The 21057-nt window shown below is 74.0% G+C and carries 20 protein-coding genes; 16 read left to right on the top strand and 4 right to left on the bottom strand.

The features are described from left to right. The first annotated feature begins 159 nt into the window (after nucleotides 1–159). The 7 genes from C229_RS35885 (at nucleotide 160) to C229_RS0124440 (ending at nucleotide 7397) form a co-directional block, all read left to right on the top strand. A complete protein-coding gene (locus C229_RS35885) occupies nucleotides 160–3684 on the top strand; it encodes an AAA family ATPase (RefSeq protein WP_051109090.1) in 3525 nt (1174 codons plus the stop codon). 140 nt (nucleotides 3685–3824) lie between these two features. Further along, nucleotides 3825–4943, top strand: a complete 1119-nt coding sequence (locus C229_RS0124415) for an LCP family protein (protein ID WP_018657743.1) — start codon at nucleotides 3825–3827, stop codon at nucleotides 4941–4943. Between the two features lie 28 nt (nucleotides 4944–4971). After that, the gene (locus C229_RS0124420) at nucleotides 4972–5280 is read left to right on the top strand and encodes a hypothetical protein (RefSeq protein WP_018657744.1); all 309 of its coding nucleotides are present in this window, start codon (nucleotides 4972–4974) and stop codon (nucleotides 5278–5280) included. Nucleotides 5281–5401: 121 nt separating this feature from the next. Further along, complete coding sequence (locus C229_RS34745; protein WP_169513867.1) at nucleotides 5402–5557, top strand: hypothetical protein; 156 nt, start codon at nucleotides 5402–5404, stop codon at nucleotides 5555–5557. Between the two features lie 209 nt (nucleotides 5558–5766). Next, nucleotides 5767–5922, top strand: a complete 156-nt coding sequence (locus C229_RS34750; RefSeq protein WP_018657746.1) for a hypothetical protein — start codon at nucleotides 5767–5769, stop codon at nucleotides 5920–5922. Between the two features lie 33 nt (nucleotides 5923–5955). Then, complete coding sequence (locus C229_RS0124435; RefSeq protein WP_018657747.1) at nucleotides 5956–6444, top strand: glutathione peroxidase; 489 nt, start codon at nucleotides 5956–5958, stop codon at nucleotides 6442–6444. A 56-nt stretch (nucleotides 6445–6500) separates the two neighbouring features. Beyond that, nucleotides 6501–7397: an oxidoreductase gene (locus C229_RS0124440; RefSeq protein ID WP_018657748.1), complete on the top strand. Its 897-nt coding sequence runs from the start codon at nucleotides 6501–6503 to the stop codon at nucleotides 7395–7397. Nucleotides 7398–7399: 2 nt separating this feature from the next. On the opposite strand, the gene C229_RS0124445 is transcribed toward C229_RS0124440, so the two are convergent. Continuing rightward, nucleotides 7400–7999, bottom strand: coding sequence for a TetR/AcrR family transcriptional regulator (locus C229_RS0124445; protein WP_051109091.1), 600 nt, complete (start codon nucleotides 7997–7999; stop codon nucleotides 7400–7402). Between the two features lie 41 nt (nucleotides 8000–8040). Further along, on the bottom strand, nucleotides 8041–9297 hold the full coding sequence (locus tag C229_RS0124450) for an MFS transporter (RefSeq protein ID WP_018657750.1): 1257 nt from the start codon (nucleotides 9295–9297) through the stop codon (nucleotides 8041–8043). 120 nt (nucleotides 9298–9417) lie between these two features. Between C229_RS0124450 and C229_RS31715 the strand changes: the two genes are divergently transcribed. The 6 genes from C229_RS31715 to C229_RS31725 all read left to right on the top strand — a co-directional run bounded on the left by C229_RS31715 (nucleotide 9418) and on the right by C229_RS31725 (nucleotide 13948). Then, nucleotides 9418–9780: a hypothetical protein gene (locus C229_RS31715; RefSeq protein WP_018657751.1), complete on the top strand. Its 363-nt coding sequence runs from the start codon at nucleotides 9418–9420 to the stop codon at nucleotides 9778–9780. Nucleotides 9781–9823: 43 nt separating this feature from the next. Continuing rightward, nucleotides 9824–10168 (top strand): DUF3817 domain-containing protein, encoded by a 345-nt coding sequence (locus tag C229_RS0124460; RefSeq protein WP_018657752.1) that lies wholly within the window; start codon nucleotides 9824–9826, stop codon nucleotides 10166–10168. Nucleotides 10169–10283: 115 nt separating this feature from the next. Continuing rightward, the gene (locus C229_RS0124465; protein ID WP_018657753.1) at nucleotides 10284–10793 is read left to right on the top strand and encodes a hypothetical protein; all 510 of its coding nucleotides are present in this window, start codon (nucleotides 10284–10286) and stop codon (nucleotides 10791–10793) included. A 118-nt stretch (nucleotides 10794–10911) separates the two neighbouring features. Further along, nucleotides 10912–11292, top strand: a complete 381-nt coding sequence (locus tag C229_RS35890; RefSeq protein ID WP_276203316.1) for an aldo/keto reductase — start codon at nucleotides 10912–10914, stop codon at nucleotides 11290–11292. Between the two features lie 20 nt (nucleotides 11293–11312). After that, the gene (locus C229_RS35895; RefSeq protein WP_476692111.1) at nucleotides 11313–11756 is read left to right on the top strand and encodes an aldo/keto reductase; all 444 of its coding nucleotides are present in this window, start codon (nucleotides 11313–11315) and stop codon (nucleotides 11754–11756) included. Between the two features lie 908 nt (nucleotides 11757–12664). Beyond that, the gene (locus tag C229_RS31725; protein ID WP_018657755.1) at nucleotides 12665–13948 is read left to right on the top strand and encodes an MFS transporter; all 1284 of its coding nucleotides are present in this window, start codon (nucleotides 12665–12667) and stop codon (nucleotides 13946–13948) included. Between the two features lie 6 nt (nucleotides 13949–13954). On the opposite strand, the gene gad is transcribed toward C229_RS31725, so the two are convergent. Next, nucleotides 13955–15328: a glutamate decarboxylase gene (gad, locus tag C229_RS0124480; protein ID WP_018657756.1), complete on the bottom strand. Its 1374-nt coding sequence runs from the start codon at nucleotides 15326–15328 to the stop codon at nucleotides 13955–13957. 118 nt (nucleotides 15329–15446) lie between these two features. On the opposite strand from gad, the gene C229_RS0124485 reads away from it, so the two are divergent. The 3 genes from C229_RS0124485 (at nucleotide 15447) to C229_RS0124495 (ending at nucleotide 19327) form a co-directional block, all read left to right on the top strand. Beyond that, nucleotides 15447–16130 carry a hypothetical protein gene (locus C229_RS0124485; protein ID WP_033424745.1) on the top strand — a complete coding sequence of 228 codons (684 nt, stop codon included), beginning with the start codon at nucleotides 15447–15449 and terminating at the stop codon, nucleotides 16128–16130. A gap of 130 nt (nucleotides 16131–16260) precedes the next feature. Continuing rightward, nucleotides 16261–18657: an endopeptidase La gene (gene lon, locus C229_RS0124490; RefSeq protein WP_018657758.1), complete on the top strand. Its 2397-nt coding sequence runs from the start codon at nucleotides 16261–16263 to the stop codon at nucleotides 18655–18657. Between the two features lie 169 nt (nucleotides 18658–18826). Further along, nucleotides 18827–19327: a VanZ family protein gene (locus C229_RS0124495; RefSeq protein WP_026314135.1), complete on the top strand. Its 501-nt coding sequence runs from the start codon at nucleotides 18827–18829 to the stop codon at nucleotides 19325–19327. On the opposite strand, the gene C229_RS0124500 is transcribed toward C229_RS0124495, so the two are convergent. Then, nucleotides 19324–20847, bottom strand: a complete 1524-nt coding sequence (locus tag C229_RS0124500; protein WP_026314136.1) for a nitroreductase family deazaflavin-dependent oxidoreductase — start codon at nucleotides 20845–20847, stop codon at nucleotides 19324–19326. The two genes, C229_RS0124495 and C229_RS0124500, sit on opposite strands and share 4 nt — an antisense overlap. Between the last annotated feature and the right edge of the window lie 210 nt (nucleotides 20848–21057).

The raw sequence follows: 21057 nt of genomic DNA on the forward strand, positions 1-21057 counted from the left end.
ACGGAAGCTTTCCCTGTGGCAACTATCGCGGACGCCGGTCCCGGTGCCAAGCCGGTTGGGCGAACCGGCCTGCGGCGTCGCACCGCGTGGGCCGTCCGCGTCATAGGGTGCTGGCGAGCCCCCGCGCCCCCGCCCCCCGCGATGCGAAGGACCCCCTTGGTGAGCACCCTCCGGCTGCCGGACCACCTCGAAGCGCTCCTCATCGACGAACCCGTCCTGGACGTCTACGCCACCGGGCCGTGGCGCGTCCCCGACGGCCTGTTCGAGGAACTGCGCGACCGGTGCCTGGCCCACAACGGGGACGCGCGCGCCCAGGGGCACCCGGTGCGGCGGCCCCACCACCGCAAGGGCACCACCGCCGCCGGGGCCGACCTGTGGCCGCTGCTGGAGTTCCTGACCGGCGCGGCGGCCCTGCGCGGGGGAGCACGGGCGGACGTGGAGCACGAACTGCTGCCCGGCCTGCTCGCCGCGCCCGAACCGCCGCAGCGCGACCGGTTCGGCTGGTCCGCCCCGGCCGGGCGCTGGCGGCCCCCCGGCCTGTGGCTGACCGACACCGCCGACGACGACGCCGGGGCGCGCGAGGTCATGGTCGACCTGGCCCGCGACGGCGTCGAGGTCTTCGCCGGGCTCGTCCCGGCCGAGCCGCGCCGCCGCGCCCTGCTGGACCTGTTCGACGCCCGCCGCGCCGACGCCGGAGCCCGCACCCGCGACCGCGACCTCCCGCACGACGCGCTGCCCGCCGACTGGGCCAAGGGCGCGTCCGACGCGACGCTGGCCGCGCTGCCCGAACTGGGCGGCCCCGTCGGCTACCTCGGCTGGGCGCTGGACGGGCTGCGCGCCGCGCACGCCCGGCTCGGTGACGACGAGCCGTTCCCCGACGCCGTCGCGGCGCTGCTGCTGGCGGCCGGGCTCACCGCCGTCCCCGCCGAGACGGCCGCCGTCCTCGGCGCCGACGCCCGCGCCGAGATCGGTGAACGGCTCCGCGCGCGCCGCTCCACGCTCACCACCGCCGCGTGGCGGCGCGGCGTCCGCGACCGGCTCGCGGACGGCCTGGTCGCCGGGGAGATCGACGCGTGCCGCGCCTGGCTCGACATGGCCGCCCGCGTCACCGGCTGCGTCCAGGGGCTGCCCGGCGCCGCGATCGCGCCGCGCAGCCCGCTGCCCGTGCGCGAGTTCCAGATCGACGTGCACAACCTGTTCAGCGTCCGCCGCGTCGCCAACCCCCTCACCCGCACGCTGCGCCCCCGGCCCCGGCCCGAGCCGCGCGCCACGGCGGCGCGGGCGGCGCTGCCGCCGGTGCCCGCGCTCGTCGGGCAGCCCGCCCTCACCGCCGTGCTGCGCGACGTCCTGCGCGCCCGGCTCGACGACGGCCCCGCCGTGCGGCTGCTCGTGGAAGGCCCCGAGGGCACCGGCCGCAGCACCGCCGCCGAGCTGGCCGAGACGTCGCTGGTCCAGTCCGGCGTGCTGCGCGGCGCCCTGACGATCTCCGAGCAGGTGTTCGCGTCCCTGCCGGTCAGCGACGCCGTGCTGTGGCTCCAGGCCCGCGTCCGCGAGTGCGCGGAGGACCGGCTGCTGCTCGTCGTCACCGAGATCGACCGGCTCGCGGGCAACGAGCGGTGCGGCGCGGCCGTCGCCGAGGAACTGCGCACGCTGCTGGCCCGCACCGCCGGGCTCGACGTCGTCGTGCTCTGCCGGCCCGGCGGCGAACGGCGGCTGTTCGACCTCAACCCCGCGCTCGCCCGCGCGTTCCGTGCCGCCCGCACCGTCGACTTCACCGAGGACGGGTTCACCGAGCTGTTCACCCGCGCCGTCGCCGCGCGCGGCGCCACCGTCGACCCCGGCGCCGCCCGCACCGCCGGGGTCCTGCTGTCGCGGACACCGCCGCTGCGCAACCTGCGCGGCGCCCGGCTCGCCGCCCACCTCGCCCTCGACGCCGTGACCGCCGCCGCCCAGCGCGGCGACGGCCCGCCGGAGGTCACCGCCGCCGACCTGCCGCAGCGGCTCGTCGCCGCCGGGACCGGCGACCCCGACCCGTTCGCGGAGCTGGACGCCTGCGTCGGCATCGAGGCCGTCAAGCGCGAGGTGCACGCGCTCGTCGCGGAGGCCCGCGCCGCCCGGCTGCGCCGCGAGGCGGGCATGGCCGCCGCCGAACGCTCCCGGCACCTGGTGTTCGCGGGCAACCCCGGCACCGGCAAGAGCAGGGTCGCCCGCATCCTCGGCCGCCTCTACGCCGACCTCGGCGTGCTCGCCGGAGGGCACGTCGTCGAGGTCGACCGCGCCGACCTGCTGGGGGAGTACGCCAGCGACAGCGCGCTGCGGGTGCGGCGCGCCGTCGAACGGGCGCTGGGCGGCGTGCTGCTCGTCCGCGACGCGCACGCCTTCGGCGCGGCCGGCGCCGACGCCGAACGCGGCCGGGAGGTACTGGACGTGCTGCTCACCGCCGTGCAGGGCCACGCCGACGACCTCGTGGTGATCCTCACCGGGCCGGAGGCCGAGCTGAACGGGCTGCTGAAGTCGCACCCGCAGCTCGCGGGCCGGTTCGACCGGCGGCTGCACTTCGCGGACCTCACGGCCGCCGAACTCGCGGAGGTGTTCGCCGCCCGCGCCGCCGACGGCGGCTTCACCCTCGCCGACGGCGTGCTGGACAAGGTGCGCGGCGTGCTGCGCGACGCCCCCCGCGACCGCGCGTCCGGCGGCGCCCGGCTCGCGCTCGGGCTGCTGGACCGGGCCGTCGCGGAACAGGGCCGCCGCGTCCTGGCCGACGGCGTCGTGGACGAGACCGAGTCGCTGCACGAGATCCTGCTGGTCGACGTCCCGGACGCGCCGCTGCCCGTCCGGACGCGCCCCGGCGACCCGCTCGGTGAGATCGAACGGCTCATCGGGCTGCGCGACATCAAGCAGGAGATCCAGGCGCTCGTCGCCGAGGCCCGCGCCGAGCAACTGCGCCGCGACGCGGGCATCCCGCTGGCCGCGCCGACCCGGCACATGGTGTTCCTCGGCAACCCCGGCACCGCCAAGACCACCGTCGCCCGGCTCGTCGCCGCCGTGTACGCCCGGCTCGGGCTGCTGTCGTCCGGGCACCTGGTCGAGGTGACCCGCGCCGACCTCGTGGCCGAGTACGTCGGGCAGACCGCGCCGCGCGTCCGCGCCGCCGTCGACCGGGCGCTCGGCGGCGTGCTGTTCGTGGACGAGGCGTACGCGCTGACCATGACGGGCACCGCGCACCGCGACTACGGCGCCGAGGCCGTCGCGGAGCTGCTGCGGCTCATGGAGGAGCACCGGTCCGACCTCGTCGTCATCGTCGCCGGGTACGACGCGGAGATGCGCGCGTTCCTGGAGTCCAATCCGGGCCTGGCGTCGCGGTTCCCCAAGGTGCTGCGCTTCCCCGACTACTCCGTCGCGGAACTGCTGGCGATCTTCGAGGCGATGGCGGGCGCCGCCGGGTTCACCCTCGACCCCGCCGTGCTGCCCGTGCTGCGGCGGCGCATCGAGGAGGAGGCGCGCGGCACGTCCTTCGGCAACGCCCGCTTCGTCCGCAACCTGCTCGACGCCGCCGTCGCCCGGCAGGCCCAGCGCATCACCGCCGCCGAGGCCCTGGCGCACGACGAGGTCCGGCTGCTGCGCCCCGCCGACGTCACCGGTACCGGTCCGGTCCGCCGTCCCGACCCCGGCCCCTACCTCTAGTCGGACAAGGCGTCACATTCCGCGGTGACCGCGAGCGGACGACAATCATGCGCGGGAGGGACGCGAGTACCGCCCCGCAGTGTCTAGTGTCTAGGCACACGCTCCGCCCCGGCGGCGGAACCGGCCCGAAAGGAAGACCCGTGGCGCGCAGCAGGTCCGCCCCCGTCCCCCCGGACGACCCGTACGGCTACGCAGGCGATCAGCTCCGCGGCTACGGGAACGACGGGCGCGGCGGCGGGCACGGCGGCGGCTACGACGACGGGTACGGCGGCCGGTACGGGGACGAGCCCGCCCCGGTGCGGCGGCCCCGGCGGCGCCGCTGGCCCCGGGTGCTCGCGCTGGTGCTCGCCCTGCTGCTCGTCGGCACGGCCGGGTTCGCCTTCTACCTCGACACGCGGCTGCAACGCGAGGACGTCCTGTCCGACTACGCCGGCCGCGTCGCCGACACGCCCGGGACCACCTGGCTCATCGTCGGGTCCGACAGCCGCGAGGGCCTGTCCCGCGAGCAGCGCCGCGAGTTCGCCACCGGCCGCGCGCAGGGGCGCCGCACCGACTCGATGATGCTGCTGCACTACGGCGCGGGCGGCACCACGCTCGTCAGCCTCCCGCGCGACTCGTTCGTCCCCATCCCGGGGCACGGGTCCAACAAGCTGAACGCCGCGTTCGCGTTCGGCGGCCCCAAGCTGCTCGTGCGGACGCTGGAGCAGGCCACCGGCGTGCGCATCGACCACTACGCCGAGGTCGGCTTCGGCGGGTTCGTCGGCGTGGTCGACGCGGTCGGCGGCGTCGACATCTGCGTCAAGCGCCCCATCCGCGACCCCAAGGCGGGCCTGAACCTCAAGCGCGGCTGCCAGACGCTCAGCGGCGGGCAGGCGCTCGGCTTCGTCCGCACCCGCGCCACCGCCCGCGCCGACCTGGACCGCGTCGACAACCAGCGGGCGTTCTTCGGCGCGCTGATGAAGAAGTCCACGAGCCCCGGCGTGCTGTTCAACCCCTTCCGCAGCGTGCCGCTGGCGCTCCACGCCACCAGCAACTTCACCGTCGACGACGGCGACCACCTGCACCACCTGGTGCGGATGATGTGGGCGATGCGCGACGTGACCGGCGACGACGGGCTGACCACGACCGTCCCGCTGGGCGGGCAGGGTTCGGCGCCCGGCGTCGGCGCCTACATCACCTGGGACCGGCAGAAGGCGCGGCGCCTGTTCGGCGCCCTGGCCAACGACGAGCGCGTCCCCGCCGACGTCGTGACCAAGTAGAAGATCGCCGGAATATAGAGTCGGTCGCATGGCCGACGACACGAACACCGGTGCCGACACCGCCGCCGAGCTGGACCGGCTGCCCACCTCCGTGCTGCACGATCGCGCCGTCTCCCTCGCCCGGGAGCGGCGCGACGTGAAGTTCGTCTGGGAGCTGCTGAAGGCGATCCCGGCCGCGGCGGCGGCCGAGGGCGAGACGGACCGCGCCCAGTTCGACATGCTGCACGCGCTGTCGCTGCTGGAGGAGTACCGCAACGCCGGCGACAGCGATCTCGCGGACGCCCTGCGGCCCGTCTATGTGACCTATCTCACCGAACATGCCGGAGATCACCGCTGACCTGGGATGACACCCCGGTTCCCGGCCGTGCCCTGGGCGTGTCTTTACTCCGGAGAGATCGCCTCCGCCTCCCTGCGGGGAATTACTCTGTGTAGGCAAGTCACCGCAGAGGGTGGGGGACGTGAACAAGAAGTATCTGAAACTCAGTGCGATCGCCTTTGTCGCGTGGTACGTGATCAGCCGGCCCGAGGGGGCGGCGAACCTGGTCAACAGCGCGCTGGGCGGGCTGGGCGGCGCCGCCGAGTCGCTGTCCCAATTCGTGAGCGCCATCCCTTAGTGCGGAACTGACGCAAGCCCCGTACCCTGCCAGTGGTACGGGGCCTTGTCACGCCCGGAGCCTCCGCTGCGGCCGCCCGCCGCCGAATCCGGGGAGAGCAAGCGCTGGCCGTACCGTCACAGTAAAATCCGCTTTGCGGGTCGGAGCAGAAGGGCACACTGTTCATGGATTCAGTGTGTCGCTGCGCTTACTAAGGGACGGGCGTACGGATGAAGAAGAACCTCCGCTATGTGGCCATCGCCTTCGTCATCTTCTACCTGTTGAGCTCTCCGAACTCGGCGGCGAACGTGGTGAACAACGCGATCGACCAGCTCGGCAACGCCGGCGGGCAGCTCTCGGCCTTCGTGACCGCCATCGCCACGTGACCGTGCCGGGCCGGTCCGCCTAAGATCGGCTCCATGTCTGTCTTCGACGTAGAGATCGAGAGTCTGCGCGGCGGTGCCGCGGACCTCGGGCAGTACCGGGGCAAGGCCGTCCTTGTCGTCAACGTCGCCTCCAAGTGCGGCCTCACCCCGCAGTACAACGGGTTGGAGCGTCTCCAGGAGCGGTACGCCGAGCGCGGCTTCACCGTCCTCGGCGTGCCCTGCAACCAGTTCATGGGCCAGGAGCCCGGCAGCGCCGAGGAGATCGCCGAGTTCTGCTCGGCGACCTACGGCGTCACCTTCCCCCTCACCGAGAAGGTCGACGTCAACGGCCCCGCCCGGCACCCCCTGTACGACGAGCTGACCGGCGTCGCCGACGCCGAGGGCCACACCGGCGACATCCGGTGGAACTTCGAGAAGTTCCTGGTCGCTCCCGACGGCGCCGTCGTCGCCCGCTTCGCGCCGCAGGCCGAGCCGGAGTCGGCGGAGGTCGTCTCGGCCGTGGAGGGTCAGCTTCCCCGCTGACCGGCCGTCCCGGGCGGCGCCGCACGGGCGCCGCCTCCCGACCTGGAGGTCATCGCATGGGCTGGACGTCCGACGACATCCCCGACCTGGCGGGACGGCGCGCGATCGTCACCGGCGCCAACAGCGGCATCGGCTACCACGCGGCGCTGCAGCTCGCCCGGCACGGCGCGTCCGTCGTGCTGGCCTGCCGGAGCCCCGAACGCGGCGAGACGGCGCTCAAGCGCGTCCGCGCCGCCGCCCCGGGCTGCGACGCCGCCCTGGCCGGACTCGACCTCGCCGACCTGGCGTCGGTGCGGGCGTTCGCCGCCGACCAGACCGCCCCGCTCGACCTGCTCGTCAACAACGCGGGCGTCATGGCGCTGCCGCACCGCACCACGGCCGACGGGTTCGAGATGCAGTTCGGCACCAACCACCTCGGCCACTTCGCGTTGACGGGCCTGCTGCTCCCGGCCCTGCTGAAGGCCGACGCCCCGCGCGTCATCACCGTGTCCAGCGGCGCAGCCTGGCTGGGCCGGATGCGTTTCACCGACCTCCAGAGCGAGCGCCGCTACCGCAAGTGGGTCGCCTACGCCCAGTCCAAGCTGGCGAACCTGCTGTTCACGCGCGAGCTGGCCCGCCGTGTCCCGCAGGTCGTCAGCGCCGCCGCCCACCCCGGCTACGCGTCCACGAATCTCCAGCAGACCGGCCCGAAGATGGCCGGCAGCGCCCTCCAGGACCGCGTCGCCGGGCTCGGTAACGCGCTCATCGCCCAGCCCGCCGCCGCGGGCGCCCTCCCGACCCTGTACGCGGCCACCTCGCCGGACGTCACCACCGGCGCCTGCTACGGTCCGAGAGTCCTGCAATATCGCGGCACCCCGTCCCGCGCGCCGCTGCCTCCGGCGGCCAAGAACCCCGCCGACGCGGCCCGCCTCTGGGAGATCTCCGCCGACCTGACCGGCGTCTCCTACCCCTGACGTCAGGACGCCGCGAGGCGGCCGGGGAGCGTCAGGCCGTGGACGGCCTGGTCGAGCGTCGCGGCGATGATCGCCTCGGCCTGGCCCGGGCGGCGCTGGGCCAGGTTCGCGGCGGCGTCCACGATGCCCTGCACGAGTTCGGCGCGCAGCTCCGGCTCGGGCACGCCCGCCTCGGCGAACGCGCGCGCCAGCGGGCGCAGGAGCTGGGCGTGGCCGTCGCGGATGCGCTCGCGCGCCGGTTCGGCCAGGGCGTGCTCGACGAGCGCGACGGCGGCGGCGTGCCGCCCGTCGGTCATGACCTCCAGTTGCGAGCGCACGTACGCCTCGACCTTGCCGACCAGGTCGGGCGGGCCCGCGAGCGCCGCCTCCACCAGCGACGCCCACCGGGGCAGCTCCTCCTCGACGATCGCCGCGACGAGGTCGTCCTTGGAGCGGAAGTACTCGTACAGGCTCGGCCGGGACAGCCCGACGCGCCGCGCAAGCGCCGCGAGCGACAGCGCCTCGATGCCCTCCTCGGCCACCAGCGCGCGGGCGGCGTCCAGGAGGTTGCGGAGCTGGCGGGCGCGGTGCTCGGCCACGGTGCGTTCGCTGATTCTCGGCACTTGCCCATTCTACGTTTGCCGACGAGCCGTCGGCATGAGCCTCACGCCGGGCGGCGCGTCCCCGCCCGCAGCAGCACGACGGTCATCGGCGCGACGAGCGCCAGCGAGACCGTCGCCAGCACGCCGTAGGAGAACGCCGTCACCACGACCCCTGCGAGCAGGCTGGAACCCGCCGCGCCCGCGTTCATCAGCGCGTCCGACAGGCCCTGGACGGCCGGGCGCTCGTCCCGCTCCACCGCGTCGGTCAGCAGCGCCGACCCGGCGACCAGCCCGAACGACCAGCCCGCGCCCAGCAGCACCAGCGCGACGGTCAGCCGCCCGACGTCGTGCGGCGACGACACCGCCGCCAGCACGCACGCGACCGCGAGCATCGCCATCCCGGCGATCAGCACCGGCAGCCGCCCCACCCGGTCGGCGAGCCAGCCCGGCAGCGGCGACAGCGCGTACATGCCCGCGATGTGCAGGCTGATGACGACGCCGACGACGGTGAGCGACGCCGCGCCGTGGTGCAGATGGACGGGCGTCATCGTCATCACGGCCACCATCACCATGTGGCTGACGATCATCGCCGCAACGGCAAGCCGCGCCCGCGACACCGCCACGAGCACCGCCCACCCCCCACGCCCCGACCCGCCCCCCTTCACCGCCGCTTTCGCGGGTGGTGGGTTCGGGGTGCGCATCGGGTCTGGGCGCAGGAGGGCGAACAGGCCGAGTGCCGTGAGCGTGAAGGCGACCGCCGTGGCGGCGAAGGGGCCCGACCACGCGTCGAGGCCGAGGCGGCGGCCGAGCGCGTCCGCCGGTTCGGCGAGGTTCGGCCCGGCGACCGAGCCCACCGTCGTCGCCCAGACGACGATCGACAGGTCGCGCGCCGCGTGCCGCGTCCCGGCGCGGTCGGTGGCGGCGTAGCGGGCGGCGAGCCCGGCCGCCGTGCCGCCGCCGAACAGGAACAGCCCCGCCAGCAGCAGCGGCCACGACCCGGTCGCGCAGGCGAGGGTCGCGACGGCCGCGCCCGTCGCCGCCGCGCCGTACCCGAACGTGAGCGCGGGGCGCCGTCCGTACCGCGCGGTCAGCCGTCCCAGCGGGACGGCCAGCGCGGCGGCGCCCGCGACCGCGATGGACTGGGACAGCCCGCCGACCGCCTCGGAGCCGGAGAGGGACGTGGCGGCGAGGCTGCTGATCGCGACGCCCGTTCCGGCGCCCAGGCCGCCGAGGATCTGCGACGCGGTGAGGACGGCGACGATGCGTCCCTGCGCGGGGTCGCGCCCGGTGTCCGTGCCGTGCTCGCCGGTGACCGCCATCGTCCGTCCCCTCCGCAGATGCTCAGGGGATGATAGGCCCGTCTCGTCCCCTTCCCGGGCGGAAGCCGCGAGAGCGGGGGCGGGCGCGGGCGTCCGGGCGGCGGGGGTACGCTCGATGACGTGCGAAGGTTCCTCACTCCCGGCTGGCTCGGACTCCACGCGATCGCGATCACGCTGTGCGCGTCGTTCCTCGGGTTCGGCTGGTGGCAGTACGAGCGTGCGCAGGCCGGCAACGACCGGAGCTGGGCCTACACCTTCGAGTGGCCGATCTTCGCGCTGTTCGTCATCGTCATGTGGATCAAGATGATGCGCGACGAGCTGGCGGGCGAGGAGTCCCGCACGGCCCCCGCCGTCATCGAGGAGCCCGCCGAGGCCGAGGTCACCCGCGAGATCATCCGGCGGCAGGAGACCGAGGACCCGTCGCTCGCGGCCTACAACCGCTACCTCGCCCGGCTCAACTCCGAGACCCACCGGCGCGACTGACCGACCCCGCCACGCTCCCGGCGTGCTCTGAAAGGTGTGATCTGTGGAAGCGGCCATCAACCGGTACCGCGTCCTCGCGCTCATCGTGGGCGTGATGCTGCTCCTGGTCTGCTTCGTGGGCGTGCCGGTCCGCTACATCGGCGGCAACCCGACGCCGTCGGGCATCATCTCCCCGATCCACGGCGCCCTCTACATCGTCTACCTGGGCATCGCCTACGACCTGTGGCGCAAGGCGAACTGGCCGCTGAAGAAGATGCTCGTCATGGTCTCGGCCGGCCTCATCCCCTTCCTGGCCTTCTTCATCGAACGCCGCGTCGTCGCGGACGCCCGCGCCGAACTGGCCTCCCGGCAGGCCGCCGACGGCCCGGAACCGGTCAAGACCCCCTGATCCACCGCCGTAGGGGCGGGCCGTGGCACTGCGCCACGGCCCGCCCTTTTTCCATCGCCCACTACTTGACGTCAGTCGTCCAGTACTTGACAGTTAGCGTCAAGTAGGAGGTGGCATGGGTGCCGAGATGCCCGCGTGGGGCGAACTGACCGCGCAGTTGCTGTCGCTCGTGGAGGCGCGGCTGGTCGATCCGCTGGAGATCCTGCTGGAGGACGACCTGGCGACCGTCCGCTCCCGGCTCGCCGCGCGCGCCGGAACCTGGGCGCAGCGGCTGCTGGGCGACGACGGCCCCGCCGCCGCGCTCACCGCCGCCCGCCTGGTGGCCGCGCTGTATCCGGGCGACGGGCCGTTCGACCCGCCCGCCGCGTGGTGGGCGACCCCGCTCGGCCGCGTCGTCGCCTGGCGCGTGGGGCATCCGGGCGCCGAGGCCGTCTCGTACGCCGTCGCGGGCGCGATGCTCGGCGTCACCCGTCAGGGCGTCCACGACCTCGTCACCCGGGGCAAGCTCGCCCGGCATCCGTCCGGCGGCGTCACCACCGCGTCCGTCCGCGACCGCATCGACCAGCGCGCGGGCGCCGCCCTGCGCACCCGACGACGAGAGGCCGGCCATGCACCCGAACGATGACCCCGTACCTTCGGCCGCTGGAGGGCCGCGTTCCGCCGGGACGGCGGGTGCGGCGACCGCCGCCGGGCGGATCGGACTGGCCGAGGGGCTGAGCGCCGGTCGTCTCGGGTACGGGGCGATGCAGTTGCCGGGGCCCGGTGCCTGGGGGCCGCCGAAGGACCGCGGCGAGGCCGTCGCGGTGCTGCGGCAGGCGGTCGAGCGCGGCGTCGATCACGTCGACACCGCCGGCTTCTACGGGCCGCACGTCGCCAACGACCTGATCTGCGAGGCCCTGCACCCGTACGCGGACGGTCTCGTCATCGCCACGAAGGTCGGCGTCGAACGGGACGGGCTGGGCGCCTGGAACCCGTCCGCGTCACCGAGGTCGCTGCGTGAGCAGGTCGAGGACAACCTGGCCGCCTGCACCTGCCCGTCCTGGACCTGGTCTACCTGCGGGTCGGCGGTGACGGCCTGCTGCCGCCGGACGAGACGCCGTGGACGGAGTCGTTCCAGGCGCTGATCGACCTGCGCGGGCACGGGCTGATCCGCCACCTGGGACTGAGCGGCGTCGACGCGGCTCAACTCGCGGAGGCCCGCACGATGGCGCCCGTCGTCGCGGTGCAGAACCGCTACAACCTGCTCGACCGCGCCGGGGAGGACGTCCTCCGGGCGTGCGAGCTGCACGGCGTCGCCTTCGTGCCGTACTTCCCGCTGGCGGCGGGGTTGCTGCGCACGGACCTGGACCCCGCCCAGATCCCGCCGGGCATGGGCCCGACGGCGTCACAGTCCGGGACGCTCGACGCGATCGCCGCCCGCCACGCCGCGACCCGCGCCCAGATCGCCCTGGTCTGGCTGCTGGCGACCTCGCCGTCCACCCTGCTGATCCCCGGAACGTCCTCGACGGCACACCTGGCGGAGAACACCGCCGCCGCCTCCATGGCACTCACGGCGGACGAGGTAACCGAGCTGAACGCCCTGCGCTGATCGGGGTGCGGGCGATCCGGCCGGTGGGTGCCCGGGCGGGAGAGTCGCTGAGCTGGACGTCGTGCGCTGATGGGGCGTGCGGGCGATCGGGTCGGTGGCTGCCCGGCAGGGGAGTCGCTGAGCTGGACGCCCTGCGCTGATCGGGCGTGCGGCGGACCGGGCCGGTGGGTGCCCTGGCAGGAGAGCCGCTGAGCTGGACGCCGTGCCCTGGTCGGGCGTGCGGAAGACCGGGCCGGTGGCAGGAGAGTCGCTGAGTTGGACGTCGTGCGCTGATGGGGGGTGCGGGGGGCCGGGCCGGCGGCTGCCCGGGGCAGGAGAGTCGCCGGCCCGGCGTCTGCGGGGCCCGGTGTGGGTGCGCGGCGCCGGTGGCCCGGGGTGCGGGACGGGCGGTTCGCCGCCGCTCCGCGCACGCGCGACGGCGAACCGGTCTTCAAGGGAGGCCGGACGGCCGAGGACCCGAGGTGTGCCACCGTGGGCGGCCGGATGTCCCGGGAACAGGGGAGGCCCCGGGACATCGGCGGTGGTGGCGTCCTCGGCCGTCCGGATGGATGCGCCCGTCAGCGCGCCGTCATCCGCGTGCGGCCGCGCCGCGCGGTGGCGGCCGGGCCGCGCTCGGACTGCTCGGCGCGGACGGCGAGGGTGGAACGTGCACGGTGACTCCTGGGCGATCTGGGGACTTTGCCGGGATCGTCACTTAGGGTCACGATCTCAATGCGTAAGGTACCCACGTGCCACGCGCGCGTAAACGCAGGTCAAGAAGAAAAGATGACCGGCAGTGATCATCCCGGTGCGGGCAAAGCGGCACCCTCAAGATCACGAATCGGGGGCCGGTGCCGTCCACCGCTTGCCCGGCGGGGCGGCGGCGGCGAGAGTGACCGGGTGGCGTCCCCTCCGATCGGAGCCCCCGCATGCCCTCTGCCGCGTCCCCCCGCCGCGCGTGGACGATCGTCCTGCTGCTGTTCTTCTTCATGGTCGTCAACTTCATGGACAAGATGGTCCTCGGCCTGGCCGGGGCCGACATCAGGGACGACCTCGGGCTGACCGACAGCGAGTTCGGCGCCGTCGGCAGCTCGTTCTTCCTGCTGTTCAGCCTGTCCGGCGCCGCCATCGCGCTGTTCGCCGACCGGTTCCCCGCGCGCCGGCTGCTCGCGGTCCTCGTCCTGGTGTGGAGCGTGTCGCAGCTCGTCGTCGCGCTGCCCGTCGCCGGATTCCTCACGCTCGTCCTCACCCGCGTCACGCTCGGCGCGGCGGAGGGCCCGGCGTTCCCGCTGGCGAACAACACCGTGTTCGGCTGGTTCCCCGACAAGGAGCGGACGCTGCCCAGCAGCGTTCTGACGGTCGGCGGCGCGGCGGGCGTCGCCGTCGGCGCCCCGGTGCTCGCCGTGCTCATCGGCCAGTTCGGCTGGCGGGCCGCGTTCGCGTTCACCGGCCTGCTCGGCCTGGTGTGGATCGCGTTCTGGCTGCGCCTCGGCGCCGAGGGCCCCTACGCCGCGCGCAGCCTCAAGGACGCCGGTGGGGGACCGGCCGTCCCGTACCGGAGACTGCTCACGTGCGGCAGCGTCCTCGGCGGGCTGGCCGCCGGGTTCGCGGTGTTCTGGATGCTGGCGGTCGCGATGACGTGGCTGCCGCAGTTCCTCCAGCGCGTGCACGGCTACGAGCTGGAACGGGCGGGCATCGTCGCGGCGGGCGTTCAGGTGTTCGGCATCACGTTCATCCTCGGCCTCGGCGCGCTGTCGCAACGGCTGCTGCGGCGCGGCGTGCCGAGCCGGGTGGCGCGCGGCGCCCTGGGCGGCGCGGCCGTCGTCGTGTCGGGCACGGCCATGCTGGGGCTGACCCGGGTGGGCGGCGGGTTCGCGATCATCCTGGTCATGCTCGTCGCGTTCACGATCGCCAACGCGTTCCAGGGCCTCGGCCAGGCGGCGCTGGCCGAGCTGGCGCCGGTGCGGCAGCGCGCGGGCCTGCTCGGCGTCGTCGTCGCGCTCGCGTCCAGCGCGGGCGCCTTCGGCCCGGCCGTCACCGGCGCGATCATCGAGGGCGCGGCGAGCGACGCGGCGGGCTTCCGCGTGGCCTTCGACGTCGTCGCCGTCATGATGATCGTCGGCGGGCTGCTGGCCGCCCTCCTCATCCGTCCCGGCCGCGACGCCGCCGCGCTGGGCGTCGCGGCCGAACGTCCCGTCGCGGCGCGGCCGTGAGGCCCGTCAGTGGTGGAATCCGGGCTGGTGCGGGGCGCCGGTGCCGCCGTCGCCGAGCCGGGTGAGCGAGCGTTCGATGTCGTCGGCGAGCAGCGCGATCTCGTCCCGGCCGACGCCGTGCCGCACCAGGACGCGCTGGACGGTGGTGTCCTGCCGGGCGGCGGGCAGCGGATAGGACGGCACCTGCCAGCCGCGCGTGCGGAGCTGCTCGGACAGGTCGTAGAGGGAGAAGCCCGCGTTCGGCTTCAGCGTGTACGAGACGGCCGGCAGCGCGCCGCGCCCGTCGTAGAGCAGCTCGAACGGGCCCATGTCGCGGATGCGGTCCGCGAGGTACTGCGCGGTGTCCGCGCACGCCTGCTGGACGCGCCGGTACCCCTCGCGGCCCAGCCGCAGCAGCGCGTAGTACTGGGCGATGACCTCGCCGCCGGGACGGGAGAAGTTCAGCGCGAACGTGGGCATGTCGCCGCCGAGGTAGTTCACCTGGAAGACCAGCTCCTCGGGGAGCAGGTCGGCCGAGCGCCACACGGCCCAGCCGCAGCCGAGCGGCGCCAGCCCGTACTTGTGGCCGGACGCGTTGATCGACGCGACGCGCGGCAGCCGGAAGTCCCACGGCAGGTCGGGCCGGAGGAACGGGGCGACGAAGCCGCCGCTGGCGGCGTCCACGTGGACGGGGACGTCGTGCCCGGTGTTGGCCTGGATCGCGTCGAGCGCCTTGGCGATCTCGGCGACGGGCTCGTAGTCGCAGGTGAACGTGACGCCGAGGATGGCGACGACGCCGATGGTGTTCTCGTCGACGTGATGGGCGAGCTGGTGCGGGCGCAGGCCGGTGGCGCCGGGTTCCAGCGGGACCTGGCGGAGTTCGACGTCGAAGTAGCGGGCGAACTTCTCCCAGCAGACCTGCACCGGCCCGCACACCAGGTTGGGCTTGTCGGCGGGCTGCCCGGCGGCCTCGCGGGCCTGCCGCCAGCGCCACTTGAGCGCGAGGCCGGCGAGCATCGCGGCCTCGCTGGAGCCGGTCGTGGAGCAGCCCATCGTGTCGCCCTCGGCGGGGGAGTTCCACAGGTCGGCGAGGATGTGGACGCAGCGCCGCTCGATCTCGGCGGTCTGCGGGTACTCGTCCTTGTCGATCATGTTCTTGTCGAGCGACGCGGCCATCAGGCGGCGCACCTCGTCGCTGTTCCACGTGGTGCAGAACGTGGCGAGGTTCTGGGCCGAGTTCCCGTCCAGGAGCAGTTCGTCGCTGATGAGGTCGTGGACGACCTTCGGGTCGGCCTGCCCCTCGGGCATCCGGTACTTGGGCAGCACCTGCTCGCTGAGCGGCGACGCGAACACGTCGTCGAACCCGGCGCTGTCCTTCGTCGCCACCCTGTGCAGCGCCATTTCCGCCCCCTTCGCGTCGAATGTCCCCGGAGGATTCGTTCGCCGGGACGGCCCCGGACAACCCCGGCACGGAGTAAAGATCACCTCGCGCCCGCCCGCTCGCGGCGGTTCCGGTTGGATGTGGCCCGTGAACGCTCATGACGTGGCCGCCCTGCTGCCGGACGTCCCCCGGCTCCGTGATCTCTGCCGGTCGATCGCGATGCTGGAGGCGATCCTGAACCCCGACTGGGAGAGCCGCTGCCACTCCTTCGACGGGGACTGGTCGCCCGGCGAGGAGATGGCGTCGATGAGGGACGGTTCGGGCGCCGAGTACTCGATCGTTTTCAGCGCGGCGGGCGCGTACGTCCGGGGCTTCGACCACGGGTCACCGATGAGCCCGTACGCCGATGGGCGGCACCGGACGTGGCCGGGAGTGCTCGACTCCGTCCCGGAGGTGTTCCGGCCCTGCGTGGAGGAACCGGCGTTCGGTGACGAGGACGGCGTTCCGGTGGTGACGGCCTGCCTGTGGCGCGAGACCGGCGACGCCGGGTGGCGGGTGGGCGAGATCGCCTATCCGCCGGGCGCGGGCGATCCCGACGGGTCCGCGACGCTGTTCGGCCTGCTGGTCGACCCGTCGCCGGAGGTGTTCCAGCGGTTCGCCGAGGATTACTACGAGGTTCCCGTGGACCTTGAGGGGGTGCGTCACCTCCATGCGCTCCGTCCGCTGACGCCGGAGGTGGTCTCGTCGCTCAACGCCGAGGCCGTCCTGGCTTCCCTGGCCGAAGACCTCGCGGCGACGCGCTATCCGGTCGCGGATCGCTGAGCGGAGTTCGCGCGGCGGGTTCGCCTAGAGCGAACGTTGCTGAGGAAATTTGTTGGTGCTCCGTTTTCTTGAGTGAGTATGACTCAACCCTTCGGGTGGGGTCGCACGCGGAGAACGAACGGAGCTGAGCATGAGTGAGAACCTGACGCTGCCGGTGCTGCCCATCGACGACGGTGTTGTGCTGCCGGGGATGGTGGTGCCGCTCGACCTGTCCGAGGGGAACGAGGTGCGGGCGGCGATCGAGGCGGCGCGGGCCGTGGCGCAGGGCGGCGGGCCCGGCATCCGGTCGGCCGCCAAGCCGCGTGTGCTGCTGGTGCCCCGGCAGGGCGGGCAGTACGCCGCCGTCGGCACCCTCGGCGTCATCGAGCAGGAGGGGCGGCTGCCCGGCGGCGAGCCGGGAGCCGTCGTGCGGGGCGTCTCGCGGGTCCGCATCGGCACCGGCACCACCGGCCCCGGAGCGGCGCTGTGGGTCGAGGGCGCCGAGGTGCCCGTGCCCCCGGCGACGGGACGCACGCAGGAACTGGCCAAGGAGTACAAGGGCCTGGTCAGCGCCATCTTGCAGAAGCGCGGCGCGTGGCAGGTCGTGGACGTCGTGCAGCAGATCGACGACCCGTCCGTCCTGGCGGACAACGCCGGATACGCGCCCTACCTGACCGACGACCAGAAGGTCGAACTGCTGGAGACCCCCGACACCGACGAGCGGCTGACGCTCGTCATCGGCTGGGTCCGCGACCACCTCGCCGAACTCGACGTCGCGGAGACCATCCGCAAGGACGTCCAGGAGGGCATGGAGAAGACCCAGCGCGAGTTCCTGCTGCGCCAGCAGCAGGAGGCCATCCGCAAGGAGCTGGCCGACCTCAACGGCGACCCCGCCGACGAGGAGGACGACTACCGGGCCCGCATCGAGGCCGCCGACCTGCCGGAGAAGGTGCGCGACGCCGCGCTCAAGGAGGTCGACAAGCTGGAGCGGTCGTCGGACGCGTCCCCCGAGGGCGGCTGGATTCGCACCTGGCTCGACACCGTCCTCGACATCCCCTGGAACGAGCGCACCGAGGACGCCTACGACATCTCCGGCGCCCGCGCCGTCCTGGACGCCGACCACACCGGCCTGGAGGACGTCAAGGAACGCATCATCGAGTACCTCGCCGTCCGCAAGCGCCGCGCCGACCGGGGCCTCGGCGTCGTCGGCGGGCGCCGCAGCGGCGCCGTCCTCGCGCTGACCGGCCCGCCCGGCGTCGGCAAGACGTCGCTGGGCGAGTCGATCGCCCGGTCGATGGGCCGGTCGTTCGTCCGGGTCGCGCTCGGCGGCGTCCGCGACGAGGCCGAGATCCGGGGCCACCGCCGCACCTACGTCGGCGCACTGCCGGGCCGGATCGTCCGCGCGATCCGCGAGGCCGGGTCGATGAACCCCGTCGTCCTGCTGGACGAGATCGACAAGGTCGGCGCCGACTACCGGGGCGACCCGACGGCGGCGCTGCTGGAGGTCCTCGACCCCGAGCAGAACCACACCTTCCGCGACCACTACCTGGAGGTCGAACTCGACCTGTCCGACGTGCTGTTCGTCGCCACCGCGAACGTCGTCGAGCAGATCCCCGGCCCGCTGCTGGACCGCATGGAACTCGTCCAGCTCGACGGCTACACCGAGGACGAGAAGGTCACGATCGCCCGCGACCACCTGCTCCCGCGCGAGCTGGACAAGTCCGGCCTGGACGCCGCCGAGGTGACCGTCACCGACGACGCGCTGCGGCTGCTGGCGGCCGAGTACACCCGCGAGGCGGGCGTCCGGGCGCTGGACCGGTCGGTCGCGCGGGTGCTGCGCAAGGTCGCGGCGAACGTCGCGCTGGACAAGGCGACGCTGCCCGTGACGGTCACGGCCGCGACCCTGAAGGACTACCTGGGCCGTCCCCGGTTCACGCCGGAGGCGGAGCTGAGCCGCAGCGAGCGCCGCACGGCCGTGCCGGGCGTCGCGACGGGCCTGGCGGTCACCGGGGCGGGTGGCGACGTGCTGTTCATCGAGGCGTCGCTGGCCGACAAGGAGACCGGCGGCACCGGCGTCACGCTGACGGGGCAGCTCGGCGAGGTCATGAAGGAGTCGGCGCAGATCGCGCTCAGCTACCTGCGGTCGCGGGGAGCCGAGCTGGAGCTGCCCGTCGGTGACCTGAAGGACCGGGGCGTGCACGTCCACGTCCCCGCCGGCGCGATCCCGAAGGACGGGCCGAGCGCGGGCATCACGATGACGACGGCGCTGGCGTCGCTGCTGTCGGGACGCCCGGTGCGCGCGGACGTCGCGATGACCGGCGAGGTGTCCCTGACCGGGCGGGTGCTGCCGATCGGCGGCCTCAAGCAGAAGCTGCTGGCCGCGTCCCGGCTCGGCATCACGACGGCGATCGTCCCCAAGCGGAACGAGCCCGACCTTGAGGACGTCCCGGCCGAAGTGCTGGAGAACATGACGGTCTTCGCGGTCAGCGACGTCCGCGAAGTCCTCGACCTGGCCCTGGAACCCGCGACGACCCCCGTCGCGGCCTGACCCCCGTCCCTGGAACACCCCCGCCCCCGGCGGGGGTGTTCCGCTTTCCCGGGGGATTCGCGCGGGTTCGTCGACGTCACGGACGTTACGCCGGGACTCCGACATAATCCGGTGGGGACGGGGGACAAGCGGTCCGGGCGACGTGAAGATCGAACAGAAGAGGGCGGACATGACCACCACCGAGACCCGGCAGGACGCGCCGGTGACCCAGCGGGAACCGAAGCCCTGGTACGTGACCGTGTTCCGGGTCCTCGCCGTGCTGGTCGCGCTGGCCGGGCTCGTCGTCTTCTTCTACTACGCGTTCAAGCTGACGCTGACGCCGGTGAACGACAACGGGCAGGCGGGCGGCAACACCGACCCGGGCCGGTCGCTGCGCTTCTACCTCGACCGCCCGACCAAGGAGGCCATATTCCAGCTCGGCGGCAACCTCGTCCTGCTGTCCCCGCTGGGCGTCCTGCTGCCGATCGCCTCCCGCCGCCTGCGCGGCCCGGTGCGCCTGCTACTCATCGGCGGCCTGGTGTCGCTCGTCATCGAGACGACCCAGGGCCTCCTGGTCATGGGCCGCGCCTTCGACGTCGACGACGTCATGCTCAACACCCTCGGCGTCGTCCTGGCCTACCTCCTGGTCGGCCGCAAGCTCTCCCACGTGCTGCGCGGCCGCCGCCGCTAACGGGGGGAGAGGCGGAAGACCCGGAGGGTCCGGCCGGAGCGCTCGCCGTACCGGGCGTAGACGGGCCAGACGGCCGTGAGGCGGGGCCAGACCTCGGCGCGTTCGGCGCCGTCGAGAAGCCGCGCGGTCACCGGGGTGGTGCGGCCCCGGAACAGGACGGACGCGTCCGGGTGGGCCAGGAGGTTGCCCGTCCACGCCGGGTGCTTCTCGCGGCCGAAGTTGGACCCGACGACGAGCCAGCCGCCGTCCGGCTCGGGCAGGCACGCCAGCGGGACGGCGCGCTCGGCGCCGCTGACGGCGCCGCGCGCGGTCAGCACCAGCGACGGCACCATCGTCTGACTGATGAGGAACCGGCCCTTCGTGACGCGGCTGATCACGCGGTCGAGGCGCGGCACCACCTTCGGCCCGACCCGGGCGAACCAGGCGGAACCGGCCATCTTCTGCACGGCGGGCGCGACGACGCGCTGGGCGGCGTTCGGCATGGACGTCTCCTTCACGGTGTTCTGCGGGGCGAGCCGCCCGGCCCGGCGCGGGGCGAGCCGCCCGGTGGCGGCCAGCCAGCGCACCGAGTCGGCGACGGTCACGCGGACGGGACGCGGCGCGAGGCCGAGGTCGGTGTAGGTCGCGGTGTCGTCGGTCGGGACGAGCCGCACCATGAACTCGGCGGCGTCGCGGGTGAGCGGGTAGCCGAACGGGCGGACGCGCCTGGCGGCGTCCAGCAGTGACCCGGCCGCCAGCAGCGCGCCGTCGGGCAGCGGGAACCGGCGGCACGGCACGCCGGTCACCTCGCCGCACAGCGCGGACAGTTCGCGCCAGGTCAGGTAGTGGCCGCCGAGCAGCCAGCGCCGCCCGGCCGCGTCGGCGGTGACGGCGCGCGCGAGCACGGCGGCGAGGTCGCGGACGTCGAGCACGCCGACGCCGCCGCCGGGCAGCGGCCACGCCCAGGTCATCCCGGCCGCGAGGCCCTGCATGAGCGCGTCCGGGGACGGCTGGCCGGGGCCGCAGACGCCGCCGGGGTAGACGATCGCGACGGGCGCGCCGTCGTCCTGCAACCCGCGCGCGTACCGTTCGGCGATGACCTTGGACCGTCCGTAGGCGGTGCGCGGCACGGCCGGCGGCGCGTCCACGGTGATCACCGGCGCGGCGGGCGGCACGAACACCGCGACCGTGGACACGTGGACGACCGGCGCCAGCCCCGCCGCCACGGCACCGCCGACGACATTGCGCGTCCCCGCCACGTTGACGCCGACGACGTCGCCCCCGCCCCCGGTGACCCCGATCGCCGCCGCCGCGTGGATCGCGGCGTCGCACCCGCTCATCCCGTCCGCGACGGCCCCGGGATCGAGCATGTCCCCGGGCACCAGCTCGACGCCCTCGGCGGGCACCCCGAGCGCCCCGAGCACCTTGGTCGCCTTCCCGGGATCGCGCACCAGCGCCCGCACCCGATGCCCGTCCCGCAGCAACGCCGCGACCGTGTGCGACCCGACATATCCCGACGCCCCGGAAACGAACACCCGCATGACAACAACCTAACGCTTGCTGCAACCCCTGACCACGACCCTCCGTCGATGAGCTGTACGCCGTCGCCGGTCGACTCGGCCACCGCCAAGGCCCGCTCCGGCGCGCCCGGTGGCCAGGCGGCGAGACCGCCCGCTAGTCGGTGGCCCGGCGTGCCGGTCGGCCGCCCCCCGGCCTGCTCCGGCGCGCCCGGTGGCCGGGCAGCGAGATCC

The sequence above is a fragment of the Actinomadura flavalba DSM 45200 genome, assembly GCF_000374305.1.
GTDB lineage: Bacteria > Actinomycetota > Actinomycetes > Streptosporangiales > Streptosporangiaceae > Spirillospora > Spirillospora flavalba.

Bases quoted from the DNA above. Each gene is read 5' to 3' on its own strand.
- C229_RS0124420 (WP_018657744.1), top strand. From the start codon at position 4,972: ATGGCCGACGACACGAACACCGGTGCCGACACCGCCGCCGAGCTGGAC.
- C229_RS34750 (WP_018657746.1), top strand. From the start codon at position 5,767: ATGAAGAAGAACCTCCGCTATGTGGCCATCGCCTTCGTCATCTTCTAC.
- C229_RS0124435 (WP_018657747.1), top strand. From the start codon at position 5,956: ATGTCTGTCTTCGACGTAGAGATCGAGAGTCTGCGCGGCGGTGCCGCG.
- C229_RS0124440 (WP_018657748.1), top strand. From the start codon at position 6,501: ATGGGCTGGACGTCCGACGACATCCCCGACCTGGCGGGACGGCGCGCG.
- C229_RS0124450 (WP_018657750.1), bottom strand. From the start codon at position 9,297: ATGGCGGTCACCGGCGAGCACGGCACGGACACCGGGCGCGACCCCGCG.
- C229_RS0124465 (WP_018657753.1), top strand. From the start codon at position 10,284: ATGGGTGCCGAGATGCCCGCGTGGGGCGAACTGACCGCGCAGTTGCTG.
- C229_RS35890 (WP_276203316.1), top strand. From the start codon at position 10,912: ATGCAGTTGCCGGGGCCCGGTGCCTGGGGGCCGCCGAAGGACCGCGGC.
- C229_RS31725 (WP_018657755.1), top strand. From the start codon at position 12,665: ATGCCCTCTGCCGCGTCCCCCCGCCGCGCGTGGACGATCGTCCTGCTG.
- gad (WP_018657756.1), bottom strand. From the start codon at position 15,328: ATGGCGCTGCACAGGGTGGCGACGAAGGACAGCGCCGGGTTCGACGAC.
- C229_RS0124485 (WP_033424745.1), top strand. From the start codon at position 15,447: ATGTGGCCCGTGAACGCTCATGACGTGGCCGCCCTGCTGCCGGACGTC.
- lon (WP_018657758.1), top strand. From the start codon at position 16,261: ATGAGTGAGAACCTGACGCTGCCGGTGCTGCCCATCGACGACGGTGTT.
- C229_RS0124495 (WP_026314135.1), top strand. From the start codon at position 18,827: ATGACCACCACCGAGACCCGGCAGGACGCGCCGGTGACCCAGCGGGAA.
- C229_RS0124500 (WP_026314136.1), bottom strand. From the start codon at position 20,847: ATGCGGGTGTTCGTTTCCGGGGCGTCGGGATATGTCGGGTCGCACACG.